At 45.8% G+C, this 18,692-nt stretch carries 15 protein-coding genes; 9 read left to right on the top strand and 6 right to left on the bottom strand.

What is annotated here, in order from left to right; all coding sequences use genetic code 11:
* Nucleotides 1-96: 96 nt before the first annotated feature.
* The 3 genes from GF309_09590 to GF309_09580 are packed head-to-tail and all read right to left on the bottom strand — an operon-like array spanning nucleotide 97 to nucleotide 2,455.
* On the bottom strand, nucleotides 97-1,002 hold the full coding sequence (locus GF309_09590; protein MBD3159028.1) for a pyruvate synthase subunit beta: 906 nt from the start codon (nucleotides 1,000-1,002) through the stop codon (nucleotides 97-99).
* A 5-nt stretch (nucleotides 1,003-1,007) separates the two neighbouring features.
* Nucleotides 1,008-2,183, bottom strand: coding sequence for a pyruvate ferredoxin oxidoreductase (gene porA / locus GF309_09585; GenBank protein MBD3159027.1), 1,176 nt, complete (start codon nucleotides 2,181-2,183; stop codon nucleotides 1,008-1,010).
* On the bottom strand, nucleotides 2,183-2,455 hold the full coding sequence (locus GF309_09580; protein ID MBD3159026.1) for a 4Fe-4S dicluster domain-containing protein: 273 nt from the start codon (nucleotides 2,453-2,455) through the stop codon (nucleotides 2,183-2,185). The genes porA and GF309_09580 overlap by 1 nt, the downstream gene beginning before the upstream one ends.
* A gap of 186 nt (nucleotides 2,456-2,641) precedes the next feature.
* Between GF309_09580 and GF309_09575 the strand changes: the two genes are divergently transcribed.
* From GF309_09575 to GF309_09560, 4 genes are all read left to right on the top strand, one after another.
* Nucleotides 2,642-3,469 carry a hypothetical protein gene (locus GF309_09575; protein ID MBD3159025.1) on the top strand — a complete coding sequence of 276 codons (828 nt, stop codon included), beginning with the start codon at nucleotides 2,642-2,644 and terminating at the stop codon, nucleotides 3,467-3,469.
* Nucleotides 3,470-3,505: 36 nt separating this feature from the next.
* Nucleotides 3,506-4,024, top strand: a complete 519-nt coding sequence (locus GF309_09570) for a DUF2299 domain-containing protein (protein MBD3159024.1) — start codon at nucleotides 3,506-3,508, stop codon at nucleotides 4,022-4,024.
* 362 nt (nucleotides 4,025-4,386) lie between these two features.
* The gene (locus tag GF309_09565) at nucleotides 4,387-10,386 is read left to right on the top strand and encodes a hypothetical protein (protein MBD3159023.1); all 6,000 of its coding nucleotides are present in this window, start codon (nucleotides 4,387-4,389) and stop codon (nucleotides 10,384-10,386) included.
* Between the two features lie 124 nt (nucleotides 10,387-10,510).
* Nucleotides 10,511-10,828: a hypothetical protein gene (locus tag GF309_09560; protein MBD3159022.1), complete on the top strand. Its 318-nt coding sequence runs from the start codon at nucleotides 10,511-10,513 to the stop codon at nucleotides 10,826-10,828.
* Between the two features lie 40 nt (nucleotides 10,829-10,868).
* On the opposite strand, the gene GF309_09555 is transcribed toward GF309_09560, so the two are convergent.
* Nucleotides 10,869-12,113, bottom strand: coding sequence for a DUF2088 domain-containing protein (locus tag GF309_09555; protein MBD3159021.1), 1,245 nt, complete (start codon nucleotides 12,111-12,113; stop codon nucleotides 10,869-10,871).
* Between the two features lie 143 nt (nucleotides 12,114-12,256).
* On the opposite strand from GF309_09555, the gene GF309_09550 reads away from it, so the two are divergent.
* Complete coding sequence (locus GF309_09550; protein ID MBD3159020.1) at nucleotides 12,257-13,000, top strand: hypothetical protein; 744 nt, start codon at nucleotides 12,257-12,259, stop codon at nucleotides 12,998-13,000.
* Nucleotides 13,001-13,043: 43 nt separating this feature from the next.
* Here the strand turns inward: GF309_09550 and GF309_09545 are convergent, their stop codons facing one another.
* Nucleotides 13,044-13,433: a transcriptional regulator gene (locus GF309_09545; GenBank protein MBD3159019.1), complete on the bottom strand. Its 390-nt coding sequence runs from the start codon at nucleotides 13,431-13,433 to the stop codon at nucleotides 13,044-13,046.
* On the bottom strand, nucleotides 13,430-14,596 hold the full coding sequence (locus GF309_09540; protein ID MBD3159018.1) for a thiolase domain-containing protein: 1,167 nt from the start codon (nucleotides 14,594-14,596) through the stop codon (nucleotides 13,430-13,432). Before GF309_09540 ends, GF309_09545 begins: the two co-directional genes overlap by 4 nt.
* A gap of 162 nt (nucleotides 14,597-14,758) precedes the next feature.
* On the opposite strand from GF309_09540, the gene GF309_09535 reads away from it, so the two are divergent.
* The 4 genes from GF309_09535 (at nucleotide 14,759) to GF309_09520 (ending at nucleotide 18,686) form a co-directional block, all read left to right on the top strand.
* Entirely contained in the window at nucleotides 14,759-15,973 is a 1,215-nt protein-coding gene (locus GF309_09535) for an acyl-CoA dehydrogenase (protein MBD3159017.1), read from the top strand.
* A gap of 96 nt (nucleotides 15,974-16,069) precedes the next feature.
* Nucleotides 16,070-16,831 carry a hypothetical protein gene (locus GF309_09530; GenBank protein ID MBD3159016.1) on the top strand — a complete coding sequence of 254 codons (762 nt, stop codon included), beginning with the start codon at nucleotides 16,070-16,072 and terminating at the stop codon, nucleotides 16,829-16,831.
* Entirely contained in the window at nucleotides 16,821-17,372 is a 552-nt protein-coding gene (locus GF309_09525; GenBank protein ID MBD3159015.1) for a hypothetical protein, read from the top strand. The genes GF309_09530 and GF309_09525 overlap by 11 nt, the downstream gene beginning before the upstream one ends.
* A 42-nt stretch (nucleotides 17,373-17,414) precedes the next feature.
* Entirely contained in the window at nucleotides 17,415-18,686 is a 1,272-nt protein-coding gene (locus tag GF309_09520) for a 2-isopropylmalate synthase (GenBank protein MBD3159014.1), read from the top strand.
* Nucleotides 18,687-18,692 lie beyond the last annotated feature (6 nt).

Here is an 18,692-nt window from a genome sequence, read left to right as displayed (position 1 = left end):
AGTTTAATGTAGGGTAATCATCACTCAAATAACTGTTTATCAGTCCAATATGGTATCAATAGAAGGAAAAAGAAAGACAGGAGGGGGAAAGCCCCTCTATGTCATAGTTCGCAGTAAGACATCCCAACGATGCTGAACGTAGTCCTGGAATTCTTGGATTTTCCTTTCATTACGCTCAGGTTTAAAGAGTCTCGAGAATCGACCCTGAATCTTCAGGAATTCCTCAATTGGTTTCCTGTTCTCAGGATTCTGAAATCTCTTGCTCATCCTATTGATTTCGAAATCCTCACCAAATCGCTCCCATTGAATCCAGTAACCTGTCTCTACACCGAGCTTACCTATTTCCACGCCTTGAGCGACAGGATAGTTCCATGCCTGCGGACAAGGAACGAATACGTGGATGAACTTCGGACCTTCGATGTCTTTTGCTTTCTTGAACTTCTCGTACAGGTCTCGTGGATAGGCGGTATTGGCGGTTGCCTGATAGGCCGGTTCGTGAGCCGCAACTACAAGATCCAACATCTTTTCAGGTTCGGTTTTCCCAAACCAAGTGGTTGTTGTTTGAGCATGTAACGGTGTAGCTCCAGAGCGTTGTGTTCCGGTGTTGCTGTAGACCTGGTTGTTGTAACAGACATACAAGAAGTCTGTTCGACGTTCAAAGGCACCGCTCAACGCTTGGATACCAATGTCAAAAGTACCTCCGTCTCCAGCCCATACCATGACGGTTGTATCTTCATCACCTTTTGCTCGCAACGCCGCTTTGACACCAGAAGCTCCAGCCGCTGCTGCCGGAAATGCTATGTTGAGGGTTGGAAAATCAAAACCGCTATTCGGCCATAAGCCCTGTACTACGCTTGTACAGCACGCGGGAACAACCTGTATGACTTTACCCTCCAATGCCTTGTGAGCATGTCGTAATGCTACCATATCCTGGCAGCCAGCACACGCAGCATTTCCCTTCTCAATGTATTCCTTAAGTGGCATATCTTTAATCGCTACCATTGTCTTCACCTCAAATCGTGCCAGGTTTCTTCCGCACCGAGTTCCCCTGATTCAACAGCTTCCACAGTGTCAATAACAATCTCCTTGATATCGTCAACAGTGACATCTCTTCCGCCAAGGCCGCCAATATAGCTCTTCACCATGGGTCGGTGTTTGGTATTGTAAAGCGATGCGCGAATGTCATTAGCAACAGGGCCGCCAAATCCATATGAAACGGCTCTATCAAAGGATGCGAAGCCCTTGACCTTGCTTGCCAGTTCGCGGATCTCTTCCACGGGGAATGGCCGTACCATTCTCATACGAGCATTACCTACCTTGTAGCCCTCTTCCCGTAGTTCATCGATAGCATCAATAGCCTCGGCACCGATTGTGCCTTGTGATGTGAATACCACCTCGGCATCATCACACTTGTGCGTATCTATGGGTCCGCCGAAATTCTTCCCGAAGAGTTCCTCATACTCTTCTTCAACTTCTTTGTAGACTTCAGCGGCATTCTTTGTCCCTTCATGCATCCCATAGCGGAATTCTTGGAAATACTCAGGAAATACAATATTCCCATGGGATACCGGATGGTCAGGATCCATCTTCCAGTGAGGTGGGCTATACGGGGGAAGGAACTCGTCCACCTCTTCTGGATCGAGATAATCGTACGGTGCCAGAGTATGGCTTAGAACAAAAGCATCACCGTTCACCATCACAGGCATCAAAACGCGTTCATCTTCTGCAAGTTTGAATGCCTGAATGATTGTGTGATAGTATTCATCAACTGATGCAACGTGGAACTGAATCCAGCCAGTATCGCGCTTGCTAAAGGCATCGTCATGTGTGGCATGAATGTTCCATGAAGGCGAAACAGAGCGGTTGAGGTTCGCCAAAACAATTGGTAACCTAGCACCAGCTGCCCAGTGAAGAGCCTCGTCCATCAGAAGTAGGCCATTTGAGGCTGTTGCAGTGAAGGCGCGAGCCCCCGTCGCACTAGCACCAATACAGGCAAACATTGCGGAATGCTCTGATTCCACACGGATGAATTCGCCAGGCCAATCTCCTCGTTCATTGAGGAGTGCTATTTGTTCAGGAACGGTGGTCGCAGGAGTTATCGGATACGCAGCTACAACTTCAACTCGTGCGGACATAACTGCTCGTGCAGCAGCGTAGTTCGCACTCATAATCTTGGTTTCCACTACATGTCAGCCTCCTCTAGTTCCATCTTGCGTTCCATCTCTATGCATTCCTTCGGACACACTTGAGCACAAATTCCACAGCCCTTGCAGTACTCTAGGTCTATGTGAGGTGTGCCATCCTCATCTAGAGTGATGCAAGCTTCTGGACAGTAGAGCCAACACGTCCGACATTTGATGCATTCGTTATAGTCAACAACAGGGTCGAAAGTTCTCCAACTGCCTGTTTTCCCCATAGAACCCTCGCAAGGTGCGGAGTACGGGGTTTTCGGCATATCGGCCCTTGTTTCTGGGTTTGTATCAACTTCATTAGCCAATTAGAAACACGTCCCATTAGGAGCCCGTTTACTTGACACCCTCCTTTGCAGGATAATAATTCTTATGATAGCTCTCTGTTCTTATCACCCCAATCTTGTGTGATTTTCAGTTCGCACAAACCTCAAGAAGGTAGGTAATCATAGATGGAATTCAGGATTTCGCTTTTTCAAATGCCATGCATGGATGGTAATAGAAAACACAACTTGGGGTACGTCAAGGAGATGCTGGCTACGTATGAACCCAGTGAGGTGCTCGATATCATCATGCTTCCTGAGCTCTTCGCAATAGGTTTCGATTATGACCAGTATTTCAGGCAAGGAGCTGGGGTGCCGGGAGAGACCTCAGAGTTTATCGTCAGAACCGCCCGGAAACACTCCGCCTATGTCATTGGAACAGGTATTGAAAATGCAGAAGTGGAGGGGAAATACTTCAACACGCTTGTCATGAGTTCTCCCGAGGGCGAAATCGTTGGAACCTATCGCAAAATACATCCATTCCAAGCCGAAAAAGATGTTTTCGAGGGTGGAAAACAGATGGTTATGTTAGACATACAGGGGCTGAAAGTTGGAGCACAAATATGCTACGACGTTAGATTCCCAGAAATCAGCCGCACGCTCGCTCTAGAAGGTGCACAGCTGCTTATCATTCCGGCATCTTTTCCCGATCCACGAAGCGAACACTGGGATAATCTGGTTCGTGCCCGAGCAATAGAGAATCAAGTCTATGTAGCTGCAGTGAACCGAGTTGGACCAGCTTTTGATGACAAGACGTATTTCGGTCACAGTCAAATCATTGATCCATGGGGCGTCAGACTCAATCATCCCAACTCGGAACCCGGGATAGTTACTAAGGTCTGTGAAACCTCAGCAATCAGCGCTGTTCGAAAGCAAATTACGTGCTATGCAGACAGAGTCGAGGAAGCCTACGATTCTGTGCAATGGTACTATGAAAACGGACAACACAAGCGTTAAGTGAGCACTCGAACCATCTTCAAATACATCGGAGATATGACAATGAAGAAACCAACTGATGAAATCAAGAAGGCTGTGCGCGACTGGTTCTCAAAAGAAGGCGTCAAGGTAGAAAGCATCAAGAACCCGCGTGCGGAGTTTTTATTCAAGGTGAAATTCCAGCGGTTCTATTTCACCGTTGTCAGGCCCAATGATTCCAACTACCTGCAGGTTGAATCACAGGTTATGATATCTCCACAGCATCTCAAGAAACTGAATTCTGAGAAGATGCAGAAGTTCCAGATGAAAGCCATGAAGTTCAGCTTCGGAAGCCGCGTCCGCCTCGGTTTCGTGAAACCACAGCCAAATCAGAAAGGGAAACAGCCGCCAGGACCGGGTTTTGTCGTCTCCGATCGCATATACGATGATTCGTTCAGTGATGATCGCCTGTGGGAAACCATGAGTGCTCTCCATGGTTCTGTCGAGATGGTTATCGCGATTCTTAATGAGATTACAGGCCACCCAGGTGTGAAACCGCAGCAGCCTGAAGACTCACGACCGTCGTACTATACGTAAACGAGACATCTTTGTCGCGGTCACCTCCCGAAAAAAGACTACTCCGAGCTAAAAATGCGACTTGTCTTTTTTTCGAAAGGTACAGATTAGGATAGCTTTAAGTCTCGGGAATTCAAAAATGTCCCCATAGGGACATAAGAGCAGAATCTTTACATCGAGCCGGTGTTGATTCGTCGCCCATATGCAACGGGTGTCACTGTGCATAGAAACAAGGATTGTGATGATTACAGCTTGTGTAAGACATACAAGGAGCTCTAATAACCGAACAATCAAAAGAATCCATGCAGGCACTCCATCCGTTTCATAAGTAGACCAGCTTAGCAGAAACTTCGGAATGATACTCGTCAGAAAAGGGATAGGCAATGAAAAAGCTTGGAACAACCATTTTTGTCCTGCTCGTCATGCTATTATTGGTCACGCCAACCCAAAAGCCAATACATGGAGATAACGACAAGACTCATGCACTAAATCAAGATGCATCCTTACAGCATATTCAATCCTCAGTTAGCGATAGTGGGAATGACAGAAACGGAACAATGTTCATGTCAAGGACCATCACCGGTTTGAACACGAGCATTCTGAATACCTATGCAAATCCTGACGCACACAATGGTTCGATTGATATTTCGCAGTATCATGTCCCCGGATGGACTCTTCATCATGCTGACCTGAACGTGGAGAATATATATGCAGGTCCTGAGAGAGCCGTCGCTGGTTCAAGCTCAAGCCCCGCAACAGGATTCAATATAGAGGAATCCGGCGGGGCAAAAACTAACCAGCTTGCACAGGGTTTCAATCTCACACAAGAGGGGCGACTTCTCAATTATTCCATTTATACCTGGATGAATCTCTGGGGTGAACCGCTTTCGAATTATGGGAACTTGTATCTAGAAGTGAGAAAGGATTATGATAATTCATCTAGTACTGTTACTTCGTCTGATGATATGCCTGGCATCACAGGCGTAAAAACTTGGTACAATGTCACCACTACAGCGGTTCTAGATAAGGGGCACGAGTATCATGTTGTAATGGATGGGAGATCATTATCAGAATATTCTTCTAATTACCCAAAAATTTACTGGTATACCGAGGAGAATTATGGGGATTACTCTAGCTATTGGTACAGAACAGATTTTTCGGACTGGGGCTCCAATCTTGAATATGAGGCTTTGCTCAACTATACTTACTTGCCATGGAATACCTCAACAAACTCTGTTCTTCAATTCCAAGCTGAAGAAATTCTGCTGAAAGGAAACAAAACTTCGTTGTCTGGCACCAAATGGATATTCGAGAATGATAAGAACATCACCAGAATAGAATTCAATTCGAATCAATCGGCATATATAGAGCACAATCTTACCTTATGGTACAAAAGAGAATCCAAATTGGCGAGTATCTGGGAAGTCGATTCATCAGGCTCAGCAACAGATTGGAATGTGACTACATCGCTAAGTTATCCTGAATATAGCGATACAACAGGCAAGTTTGTGAACATATCAATAATGAATGACTGGTCACCAAGTGCTCTCTACAATGGTTCTTCTCAAACTAATCATGATAATTTCACAGCATATAGTGAAGTTGTAACCTGCGCTAACATGACGAATGGAACATGGACTCTGACCTTGACGGCACCAAATTATATTGATTCGATAAATACCTACGATTCATCGGACAATTCAGAGTTGCAGCGAGAAGCAAGTATCTTGGTGGATATGGAGATCAACACCAGCATCTCAGACGAATCTGGGAATCCTGCAAATACTGGTTCGACCAACCTGACGGTCTTACACGAAGGTGAGACAACCTGGCCACCAAGCAATCAAAACGTCGTTGATGGCAAAACGTACTACTTGTGGGATATCAATGCAGAAACACAAGACAATGGAACATATACCCTAGAAGTATATTGGACAAACGGGACAGAGGCGGGTTATCTCACAAAGGAAATAGTTGTCTTCTATCCCACCTCTCTGGATGCAGACCAATACTCTATAGACGCATACACCGAAAGCAGCTTCCCGATAAGAGTCCATTTCAATGATACATTCAACGATGTCGGATTGAATAATTCATTTGCCAACGTTGTCTATTCCTTTGATGGCGAAGCCAACCAGACCATGACAGACCAAAACAATGGAACATGGACTGCCAACGTGGATACAGTAGGGAGAAGTCCAGGCAGTCATACAATAGAGGTATTTGGCGAAGGATTTGCCATAGAAAACCAAAGTCTCATCATTTCGGTTGAACTCATCCATGATACTGAGCCGCTCACGGTCGGTTGGTCTGATGGAAATAGTATCACCTATGTAGAACAGACCACACTGTTGGTAAACTACTCACTCTCCAACGGAACAGCGGTGACAGATGCGATAGTGAATGTCACGATAGACTCAAACACGTGGAACCTTTCGTACAACGAAGTAAGCGAATTCTACGAGCTCAGATTCAACGGTACCAACGATCCGCCGGGATTTGGTACCCATTCCCTGGATATCAAAGCAGGTAGAACCGGATATGAGCAGCAGACCAACTCAACCGAAAGTCTGACAATTACCATAGAAAGCACTACGCTAGAGATATTCTGGTCTAATGGGTACAATATCACCTATCTTCAAACAACAAGATTGTCTGCAAAGTATACAATGAGTAATGGATCGGCAGTACTAGATGCAGAAGTAAACATCACTGCTGGGGGCCTCGAAATTGCCCTCACATGGAATAGCTCAAGCTCAATGTATGATGTGGTCCTGAATGGGACTGATGATCCACCGGGGCTTGGAACGCATGCTGTTACAATCTCAGCTTGGAAATATGGCTATGATGGCAAAACGAATACTACCTATGACCTCGTTCTGAGAGAGGAACCAACCTTCCTTGAGCTAGAATGGTTCAATACGAACACGATAACGTACACACAGAGCACCACTCTTAGAGCGAATTACACCATTGCAAATGGTTCAGCCATTCACAATGCCTGGATTAACGTAACAATTGCTTCAAATACATGGAATCTAACGTGGAATAGCACAAGCGGATTCTATGAGTTGATTTTCAACGGTACTGACGAAGAAATTGGCCTAGGAACATTCAGTCTAACCGTTGAAGCATCCAAATCGAACTACGAATCCGAATCGGGAACACCCTCGAATCTGGTAATCAATCCAGAACCCACCGAGATCCATGTGAGCTGGAATCCCAGCAATGTTACAATCGATACGACTCAGTTTTTCAACCTGTCTGTGAAATACACCTACGGAGGGCTCGATGTTCCAGATGATGCAACGGTAAATGTCACAATGGAGAGTACAACGTATGATTTGCTTTGGAATAGCTCCCACTGGGTTACAGATATTCCAGGCGGTGACTTTCCTGCGGATATATACAATGCGACAATTAGTGCATGGCGATATGGCTATGAATCGAGCTCGCACATAACATCAGGTGTCAACATTACCCTTGCACCGAATGCTTTCCAAGTATTCTGGAATCCTACAAGTCAGAATATCAGTTACATAGAATCAATATCTGTCAATGTGACATATAACTACAACAATACACCAATAGAGAATGCTACAGTTTGCCTAATTCTCAATGATACGTTATTCTGTGACATTCCTTTCAATGAATCCATTCAGAAGTATAGTGCGACGATTCCAGCTCCTGAAATAACGCTAGGAACTTGGAATGCAACCATCGTTGCAAACAAAACAGGATATGAAACAAAACAAGATCAATCCTACCTTACGGTATATGAAGACACTCCAAGTGTTTTGCCTTCTTGGACCTCAAATACAACCGACTACATAACACCCATAAATCTCTATGTTGAATTCTATGCTTCAAATGGAACACCAATAACAGATGGCAGTATAGAGATTACTGTAGACTCAGAAACCTACCTAGGTCAGCATGTGTCACAAGGAAATTACAGCGTTACGATAGGTCCGAAGCTGGAAGTCGAAAACAACACCATGACTCTGTATGTAAACAGGTATGGCTATGCATTACAGGAAATCGATCTTTTCTTGAATGTGATTGAAGCAAGTACGACCTTGCGAGTGAATGATACAGGTCTCGAAGTCTATTATGATGAAACCGTTGATGTTACCATCGAGTATTTGATGAGTAACTCTTCCGCTATCAGCCCTGCGAATCTCACCTTCTTGGTAAATGGTGAGGAGCATTCTGCATCGTGGACAGGGACGTATTGGGAAACAACACTCAATGCTACGTTGCTCGAAGTAGGTATTCACAACTGTGAAGTAAGTGTCTCAGCATATGGCTTTGTTTCGAAAGAAGAAGCATTCCAAGTTCAGGTTTCATCTATTCCTACGACAATTGAAATCGAAGGTAGCACATGGTTGTATGTCAATGATTCAATCGTACTGAAGGTAGAGTACTTGGATAGCAGAACATCGACACGCATTGAAGATTCTAGTCCATCAGTTGGATGGGCAGGACCATATGAAATTGTAGAAAATGCGAACCTTACCTACTCGCTAACGATTAACTCCACCAGTCTTCATGTAGATGATTATTCTCTGACAATTACATTCTCAACACCAGGTTATGATTCCGTGTTGGAGACCCCCACCATCGAGGTCAGGCCACTCCCACTCTCACTCATTTTCGATCAGGATATGGAAATCTACGAGAACGAGACTATGCAGGTTTCAGTACGTGTTAATGAGACCTATCATGTCGAATTGATCGACTTCGCGCAGGTGAATCTAACAATTGCGGGAACGACATATGCACTGGACTACGATAGAACCAGCGAATCATACAGAGCCAGTATCTGGCTAAATTCTACAATAAGTCCTGCTGATTATACTGTGGCCCTTAGAGGAACTGCAACTGACTGCCAAGTGGTAGAAGACGAGATATCGCTACAGGTGCTGCCAAAGGCGGAATACGCACTAGCTGCGGAACTCGTTTCTCAAACAACAGTCGTAACAGAGGGCTCAGCACTTGCAATTCGAGCTGTACTGCAAGACAGCAATGGTGAACCATTACCAGGAAAAACAATAGTATTCCATGTAAGAATGGCAGGGACAAATGGTGCATCTGTTGAAACCACTACCGCTGTGACTAACGATGAAGGAATTGCAAATGCCGGTTTTGATATACCTTCTGAGACGAATGCTCTAGAAGTCTGGGCACGGTATGAGGGATCTGAGTCAGAATGGCCGGCTGAAACAGAAGTTCTTACAATAGAAGTAAGGCCGGCTCCAAGTCTTATCGAAGTCCTCATCAGCACAGTTCGAACACCACAGGCTCAGCTGGCCATACTTGTGGCACTAGTGGCTCTCGTAGGCGCCATAGCCTATACCAAGGTAATCAAACCGCGAAGGGAAGCAGGGCGCAAGTCTTTACAGAGACAGCTTGAACAATTCAGAGAGCTTTCAACCCTGCAGCACTTCATGGCAATTTATATAGAACATGGCACATGTGTTATCTACTTTCCATTCACAGAGAAACATATCGAGCCAGATTTGATCAGCGGGTTTATTTCCGCTATCACTAGTGTGTATGGTGAAATTACAGGTGAGGGTAGCGTAAAGGGAACACTTGAGGAAATACATTATCATGGACTCAGGCTCAATAGCTACAGTGGTCGCTATTTGATTGGTATGCTCATACTTGAATCAGAGATGAGCTCGAATCTTAAGCGCCGCCTCGAGTTCTTTGTAGAGATGTTCGAAAGTCAATACGAAGGTGATTTGGAAGACTGGATGGGTCGTGTAGAGTGCTTTGACCCTGAATGGGTGCTATCTAATCTCCTCTCAACTCTGGATTACTACTGGCTCCTTCCTCAGAAGATTGCTGACGAAAAGCGCATCCGAAAGGAGGATAAAACGGTTCTGAGATTCCTCCAGGATAGCCTTGACGAAAAAGAAGAATTCCGCATAGATGAAGTTCTGGCTCCTCTAGCTCAACAGTTGGGCGAAACAGAAGCAGAAACACTGGAGAGGTTGTTAACATTACAGGAAGAAGGCGCTATTGAACCAATAAGCGTACAGACCCTCATGACACGTCGTGGGCTGGGATTATCCGGCGTTGAAGGACAAGGTATAGAACCTGTCCGTGAAGAAGACAATGTTGAATCCACACAAGAAGCCGAACAACCTGAAGAAGAAGCGCGTCAAGAGAGAGTGACCGATACTCAAAAGCAGGCCGAGACGGAAGATGTTGTTATTCAAGAAGCAGAGGAATCTGAAGACACCGTTGAAACTGAAAAAGAGGAAGAACCCGAGGACAAAACCTATGCCTTCTTGAAGGAAGTGGAACGACACCTCCTAGAGGAAAAGAAGAGGAAGGAGAAAGAGGGTTCAGAAGAGAGACAGCAGGAGTAAACTCACTACCACCGTCTACATTGCTGAGGGACTTACTTAGAGCCAAGAAGACTTATCAATCAGGCAACAAGCCCTTACTTGAACACGATAGTAGGCACTGAACCGATTCGAGGGTGCTATGAAATTGTCAACTAGCGCATGGGATATCGAGAATTATTACTTTGAAGCCGGCAAGATTCTGAGGGTTGAGATCACTACTCCCCTCATCAAATTCATGTACGCTGACCTCTCGGACGTTAAGAAAGCATGGCTTGAAATGCTGCAGAGATTTGCGGAAGAGCAACCGAATTTTGAGCTCACTTGGGAGATGAAACCACGAGATGACAAGGCGGTAGTGACAATCAGAATAGCCAAGTCGGGCGAGCTAAAGGAATTCACTCAACAAGAAGCCCGTGATGCTATATCTGCAGTAGATGCAATGTTCGATCATGATGGGAATTGAAGCAACTAGATCCTGTAATTCGTTTACATTCGAATATTCTCTAACTGAACGAGATGAAACGTCCATCAGGAATGATTACAACTCTCGGATATGACGGATGATTGGCTAAGGCCATATCAATAGCATCAGGCAAATCAGCAGCTTTCCTTCCTTTCAGTACTTCTTCAACCAAGTTTTTCTGTAACTCTCCTACGACAATCAGATTCCTGGTTTCAAGAATACGTCGAAGAATACGGGCTTTCTCCATGCCAATTAGAAAGTCTGCATTCGTCAACGACCCGGCAACCAAAGACCCCGATTCTTCAGTCATACCGATTCCAAGTCCAGCTGGCCCCAGTCCGTCACTACATTGAGCAACAAGAACGATTGTTCCTCCATGCTGTGTTACCTTTTCCGCGGCTATTAGGCAGTCGACTGTGTCATATATTGTACTGTCAAAGGGGTGACCGCCGCCGCCAATCACAACAATGGATGCACTATGAGGTGTATCTTTTATGGTCAAACGTTCACTAGTGTGTACTCCTTCCATCCATGCCTCAGGAAACGAACCTGCCACAATCGATGCTGGAGTGCCGCTACCACCGATGACGCAATTGAATACATAATCCAATCCACCTAGACGAGCGGCTTCTGCTATATCTTCAGCAGCAGGCTGTGTAATGTCGAAGAATCTTGGATCATTCTGCAAACGAAGCTTATGATTTCGTATTATGGTCTCCCGGCTTGCAATATTAGGAAGAACGGCCGTGCCGCCTCCCGTCGCACCAATAAAACCATCGGGGGCAATAGCACCCATACCCACCCGAAAATCAGCTCTAACATAACTTTCGCACAACAGTACTCCGTTTGAGGCGGTTGTTTCTCCAACCCATACCACTCGAGAATCATCAAATGGATTATGAATGCAAAGGTTACAGCTATCAAAAGGTGAATCCGTTTGAAGTGATGAGACGTCTAACTGTGAGCAGTTTTTGTCCTGTTCATTGAAAAGAATAGTAATGTTTTCACTAGAGATACCTCCGGCAACAATATGATTCAGCAACTCGGTTAGCATCGGTTGGATTATGGAACTCAAATATCGCGTTTCGATTGATATTGCTGCTGATTCAGCATCACGAATGAAATGGCCGATGCTCCTGACAGGATTTTGTTTGGATAATATGTTCTGAAATTCAGTACTAGTATCAATGGCGGCAACTCCTGTTGGATAAACAACCTCACACTTGAGATCTTGATAATCGGCCAGACCAAGAGAACCATCGCCATACGGAAACTCTACTACCATGAGCTGCCACTGTTCTTCTATTACCGATTGAACCACTTAAGCATGTTACAAGAGGGAAGTACGGTCCTCCTCCGCTCAACTTTTCAGTTGAAGATAAACTTGATAAAAGCCTCTGTGGCGCGAAATAGCTGGGACAGTGAAGGATGAAGCGCATCGATGTTGTTTTCCTATCTCTTTCGGGCTTGGTGGTCGTGTACTATCTACTTGCAATGCTGTCCCATTCTTTTGCAACAGCCTTTGTATTGGTCTATGAATGGTTACTGGATGTCGCCTCAGTGATGGGATATGTGGGATCTTTACTGGTTTCCTTCATTGGAAATGCCACAATTCTCTTTCCAATTCCCTACCTAGTTGTTCCGTTCATACAAGGAGGTCTGAAAGACACCATTGCTGGTACATTTGTATTCAATCCATGGGTGCTTGGCTTAGCAGCAGGACTAGGAGCCCAATTGGGGGAGATGACCGGATATACGATAGGTTACTTCAGCGGAAGGCTCATAGATCAAGAAAAACAAGAATCATTCTCGAATCTCATCACATCTCATCCGCGGTTAACACCCGTTCTGATATGGTTTCTTGCAGTCACACCATTGCCTGATGATGTGCTCGTAGTACCTCTGGGAACGGCGAAATATCCATGGTGGAAAGTGGTTGTCCCAGGATTCGTTGGAAAATCGATGTTCTTAGCAGGTATCGCTTGGGCTGGCCGCCTTGGACTGGAATGGGTAAGCACGCTTGTGTTTCAGAATTCTTCACCTAGTTTGGTATCTCAACTAGTTGAGCTGGTAGGTGTGCTTCTTGTTCTTGCTGTCCTATATAGTATAGCAAAATTTGACTGGTCAAGTATTCTAGAGAGGAAATTCCTTGGTATGGCGGAGACCAAATGATGGCATAGGCCTCACACCAACCAAGACAAGCATTGAAATCTTTTCAGGGCTCGCGAAAAGCCAGATAGGTCTTACCTGACTCTCCCTTCTGATAGTCCAATACAAGATCCATACCAATTTCAAGGTCTTCCGGTTTCAGAGGGTCAAATCCCACGAGTCGACCCGTAATACTGGTTCCTTCCTCTAACTTGACAATGGCAACATAGTATGGCACTTCAGCAACAAACTCGTCAGAAGAGACGTGAACGACAGTGTAGGAAACCAGTGTTCCTTTTCCGCTGACAGCTGTCCATTCCATGTTCGTACCACCACAGCTGTAACATGCATCGGACGGTGGCGCTACAACCGCACCACATTCTTGACATTTGTACGCCTTAAAATCGCCATTCTCGATATTCTTCAGGTATTGTTCAACAGTAGGTCTGTCACTCATGCATCATACCTCCTCATTATTGTTACAACACTGGATGCCCCGGTTCCGCCGAAGTTATGTGCAATCCCAATATCATGGTTCGGAACTTGATTCTTTCCTGCTTCACCAAGAAGTTCCTTGTAGATGACTACAATCTGCTTCACGCCAGTCGCTCCGACAGGATGACCAACTGCTTTCAGGCCACCCATCGGATTGATTGGTTTTGAGCCGTCAATCTCGGTTTCACCATTGCGAATAGCATCTACAGCATGTCCTGGCTCGAAGAAACCAAGATCTTCAGATGCGATGATTTCGGCAATAGTAAAGCAATCGTGTACAACAGCTACATCAATATCTTCTGGGCCTAAATCTGCCATTTTGTAGGCTGTTTTCCCAGCTGCAATAGAAGCATCGAATGAGGTGAGGTGAGCTCGATCACAGAGATTCATACTGGCTGACGCTTGGCCGGTCCCAGTTATTTTCACTGGGGTATCAGTATACTCCTTAGCCTTTTCATTCGAAGTAAGCACAAGAGCAGCGCCGCCATCAGAGATGGGAGAGCAATCAAATAGCTTCAGCGGCCAAGCAATGTATCGTGAATCCATCGCTTTCTCTAGTGAAATCGGTTTCTGGAACTGAGCAAGGGGATTAGTTGAAGCATTCTTGTGTGCCTTGACAGCAATCCGCGCCATGTCCTCCTCAGTGGTGCCGTATTCCTCCATATGACTTACAGCGGCAATACCAAAGACTCCGGGAAACGTCAAACCCATGCTTGACTCGAACTTATCGTCTGCTGCAGCAGCTAAAGCTTCTGTTGCCCGATTCGTTGATACAGAAGTCATCTTCTCAGCAGCAGCAACAAGAACAGTATCGTAGAGACCGGATTCAATCGCCATGATGGCAGATCGCAATGCAGTAGCCCCAGAAGCACATGCAGCCTCATGACGAGTCGCTGGAATACCACGCATCCCAGCAAAATCAATGAGAAGGGGTGCCGTGTGGCCTTGATGAACAAGCATCTCCGGAATGAACGTTCCCACAAATGCAGCTTGGATATCCTCTTTCGGGATGCCTGCCTCGATAGTGGCCTCATCAACAGCTTCACCGAAAATCTCACGAAGGGTCAGGCCTTTTAATCTCCCGAACTTCGTTTGAGCGGCACTTACAATGTTAGTATTTTGCAAAGGCAATTTCTATTTGACACCTCAGCTTGTAGTGCGAATTCGAATCTATTCTACCTAAAAAAACTATGGCAAACCTACGTAAATGTACGAGAAGTTGGTCGCTTGACTGGTCAGAGATATAAGGGGGGATACAAGCGATTTGACTATTGAGGTTACATCGGAATGGACTTCGCATTGTCAGATAAAGAAGAACGACTGTGGGAACGCAGTGTGAAATTCACCAAGGAACACATCACTCCCTATGCAAACGAGCTCGAGGAGAAAGAGGAATTTCCTGCAGAGATTGTCGAAAAAGCCTATGAAAAAGGACTAATGAATCTCCATATTCCAGAAGAAGCTGGAGGGCCGGGTCTCTCGCTACTGGCAGAGACCTTGGTGTCAGAAGCAACTGGATACGGATGCGCAGGCTGTGCTACATCAATCATGTGCAACAACTTGGCATTTGCCCCTCTCGTTATTGGAGCTACCACGGAACAGCTGAAGAAGTATGTGGAACCGATGATTACTGGCAGTAAACCAGAATACGGAGCATTCTGCTTGACTGAGCGAGATGCTGGTTCTGATGCTGCTGCCACTAAAACAACTGCTGAACGCGATGGTGACGAGTACATAATTAACGGCGTGAAATGCTTCGCGACAAACGCTCCAGTTGCATCTCTTTTCACAGTTTTCGCTGTGACTGATCCTGAAGCAGGTCACAGAGGGCTATCAGTATTCATGGTCCCCAAAGGAAAAGGAGTCGAGATTGGGCATATCGAGAACAAAGTCGGGCAGAAGAACTCGGTTCAGAGTGAAGTAATATTCAATGATGTACGGGTGCCCGAGGATTGCCTTGTTGGAGAAGAGGGAGAAGGATTCAAAATTGCAATGATGACACTAGATAAGACCAGGGCGGGCATCGCAGCCATTGCAACAGGCGTTGCTCAGAGGGCTTTAGACGAAGCAGCCAAATTTGCGAATGCAAGAAAGCAGTTCGGTCGACCTATTGGGAAGTTTCAGGGCATTGGATTCAAATTAGCTGACATGGGTGCTCGTGCTGAGGCTGCAAGACAACTAACCAGATACGCCGCATGGATGGGTGACCAAGGGATGCCCGTAACAAAGAACTCGTCCTATGCTAAGTTCTTTGCTTCCGATGCTGCAATGGAAAACGCAGTACAGGCCGTTCAAATTCTCGGTGGTTATGGATATCTTACAGAATACCCGGTTGAGAAACTCATGCGGGACGCAAAGCTTTGTCAGATATACGAAGGAACGAATGAAATCCAGCGCTTGGTTGCAGGAAATACAATCCTCAAGGAAGCAGCCAAGATTGACACGGGTTTCCAAGTTGAATACGACGGTCGGGGCGCTCCGATGATTTCTGACGAAGATTGATACCTCTTCTAGAAAGAAAGCCCCGTATCAGGGGCTACTTTCTTAAGAGAGAATTGCCACGAACGACTACTCTACTGCTCAAGGAGAAATAGAACGTTGGAGGAAAATGAAACCATCAAAATCATCAAAGGCAGACGTGCTATTCGGGACTATGATACCGAAAAAGGTCTCCCGGATGAGATTCTTTATCGAATCATAGAAGCTGGGACCTATGCACCAAGCGCTGAAAACCAGCAACCATGGCGTCTGATTATCGTTCGCGATCAGAAGACTCAGAAATTCATCGGACAGATTGCTGTGGACCGAACAATCGAGCTCTTCGGGAGAGCAACTCCTCGACAGGAGCTTGAGAGAAGGCTCAGCTATATACGGGCGAAGCCGAGTCTAGAACGCGTCATAGATATTCTAATCACAGGCAAGAGGTTTGAGTATATCAAAGGAGAGCCAGAAACCAATGGAGCACCGGTTCTGCTTGTTCTAGCTGTTCAAAGAACTCACGTAGGCAACTCTCAAGCCACATTACGGGGTACAGGTGGCGTGTACGGTTGGTCTGCACCACGGCACGCAGTAATAGCTGGGGCAATGATGCTTCAAAATATGGCTCTGGCTGCAACTTCATTGGGAGTTGGTAGCTGTGTCTCATCTGTTCAATTGGATCACTTCAAGGATGTACGAGCAATTAGTGAACGCCTCGATATTCCACATCCACACTGGGTACCTATTCTTTGCCTAACGTTGGGCTATCCCAAATTCGAGCGAACACTCGGACCGCCAAGACAACCCCCAGAAGAAGTAACTTTTGTTGACGAATGGGAAAACAACTGGGACAAACCAAAGGAGGTTACTGATGATGAGTGATTTGGATAGGCTTCAAGAAGTCTTTACTGTTTTCCTCGATGGTCTATGGTGGGGCTTACGAGACAATGTAGGTGCGCTTTCAATGTACGAAGGATATTCCAATGGATTCCGTCTTATTGGAGTACAGGCAGCACAGGATCAGGGAGTAAAAGGAGTGGAAGAGGCTACAGCCCTAGCTGCGAACATCATGAAAGCCATCGGATTGAATCTCGAAGTAGAAGGTTCTGAGATTCGTGTTGACTCTTGTCCAATATGGGATAGAATAAAGGAACAAGGGCTTGAATACAGCTTCCATATCGAAGAGATATGTTGGAAACCATTGCTCGAGGCCATTGCAGAAGAGGCTGGTGTCAAGGCGTTCGTGGATTCGTCTCTCAGGCAAATCCATGTAAAACGCGGTAAAATAGAATACAAAAGGAGCAAACTCCAGAGAAAGCTCGAAGAAGGTAGTATCGCTCAGAAGGAACATGATGAAGCCCTTGCTCAGCTAGACAAGCAGCTTGACTCAATTCCCGAAAAAGGCCGCTACCGATTCGCATAGATATACTTGGCACCCAAAGCACATAGCCAAGGAGAAAGGCATATGGAGTCTCTAGAAGAAGCTGGATTGGCTGTTGATTATAACAAGCTCGAAGAGACCAGACCAAAGAGTCTCCCAGATAAGATATTCATCTGGGACGAGACCCTCAGGGATGGCGAGCAGACACCTGGAGTCGCACTTACCAATGGCGAGAAGGTTGATATTGCGAAAATGCTGGATGAGGTAGGAACGTCCATTGTTGTGGTCGGTTTTCCTGCAGTATCAGAAGGCGAAAAAGAAGCTGTTGCAGCGGTAGCCAAGGAAGGATTCACTAATGCTACTGTCGGTGCCCCAGCAAGGGCAGTCATAGATGATATCGATCATTGCATCGAGGCCGGAGTAGAAGAAGTACCTATTTTCATAGCCACCTCTGATTTCAGACTGAAGTATCAGCTTCGTATGACTAGAGAAGAAATGCTCGATCGACTCACCAAATGCATAGAATACGGCAAAGATCATGGACTAACAATCGATTACATTGCAGAAGATACGACCAGAAGCAATATGGACTTCCTGTGCGAAGCGTATAAGACTGCCATCGATGCGGGAGCAGACAAGATATGCGTAGCAGATACCGTTGGTTTTGTCCGTCCTAGAGTCATGAGGTACATAATGCGGGAAATCAAAGATCAGCTTTGGACGAAAAGTAAATACAAGGTTCCAATTTCTGTACATTGTCATGACGATTTTGGGCTTGCAGCCGCAAACACCTTGGCCGCTATAGAAGAAGGAGCTATTTATCCGCAGGTTTGTGTCAATGGATATGGAGAACGGGCGGGAAATGCAGCTTTCGAAGAAATCGTTATGGCACTTGCAAGCTTGTACGGCATCAATACTGGTATCGATACTGAGAAGATTCACGAACTCTCAGAACTAGTGGAACGGCATTTTGTTGTTCCACTGCCACTTCACAAACCGATAACCGGAGATAATGCGTTCACACATTCAAGTGGAATCCACTCACACGGCCAACTCACCCACTCGATGACATACGAGCCAATCAGCCCAGAAACAGTCGGCAGGAAACGAGAATTCCACCTAGGCAAATTCGTTGGTAGACATTTTGTTGAATATCTCCTCAAAATGGGAGGAGTAAAAGCAAGCAAGGATCAAGCCCAAAAAATTACCGAGCGGGTCAAGAAGACCCATGAGGATTTGAAGAAGAAACAGTCACTCGAGTCTTTTGATAGAATCAAGGAAGATCTCAAAGACTTGCGGACTGGAGTATCTGAGCAGGATTTTTGGGAGATAGCATTTGATATCTTAGAGGAGTAGAACCCC

This window comes from Candidatus Lokiarchaeota archaeon, assembly GCA_014730275.1.
Taxonomy (GTDB): Archaea; Asgardarchaeota; Thorarchaeia; order Thorarchaeales; family Thorarchaeaceae; genus WJIL01.
Note: the sequence above shows the minus strand (reverse complement) of the source record. Positions and strands in the feature narration are given on the sequence as shown.

Coding starts and splice junctions, on each gene's coding strand:
- GF309_09525 (MBD3159015.1), top strand. CDS start 16,821: ATGATGAGTGATTTGGATAGGCTTCAAGAAGTCTTTACTGTTTTCCTC.
- GF309_09590 (MBD3159028.1), bottom strand. CDS start 1,002: ATGGTAGCGATTAAAGATATGCCACTTAAGGAATACATTGAGAAGGGA.
- GF309_09550 (MBD3159020.1), top strand. CDS start 12,257: ATGAAGCGCATCGATGTTGTTTTCCTATCTCTTTCGGGCTTGGTGGTC.
- GF309_09555 (MBD3159021.1), bottom strand. CDS start 12,113: ATGGTAGTAGAGTTTCCGTATGGCGATGGTTCTCTTGGTCTGGCCGAT.
- GF309_09520 (MBD3159014.1), top strand. CDS start 17,415: ATGGAGTCTCTAGAAGAAGCTGGATTGGCTGTTGATTATAACAAGCTC.
- GF309_09575 (MBD3159025.1), top strand. CDS start 2,642: ATGGAATTCAGGATTTCGCTTTTTCAAATGCCATGCATGGATGGTAAT.
- GF309_09545 (MBD3159019.1), bottom strand. CDS start 13,433: ATGAGTGACAGACCTACTGTTGAACAATACCTGAAGAATATCGAGAAT.
- GF309_09570 (MBD3159024.1), top strand. CDS start 3,506: ATGACAATGAAGAAACCAACTGATGAAATCAAGAAGGCTGTGCGCGAC.
- GF309_09580 (MBD3159026.1), bottom strand. CDS start 2,455: ATGCCGAAAACCCCGTACTCCGCACCTTGCGAGGGTTCTATGGGGAAA.
- GF309_09535 (MBD3159017.1), top strand. CDS start 14,759: ATGGACTTCGCATTGTCAGATAAAGAAGAACGACTGTGGGAACGCAGT.
- GF309_09565 (MBD3159023.1), top strand. CDS start 4,387: ATGAAAAAGCTTGGAACAACCATTTTTGTCCTGCTCGTCATGCTATTA.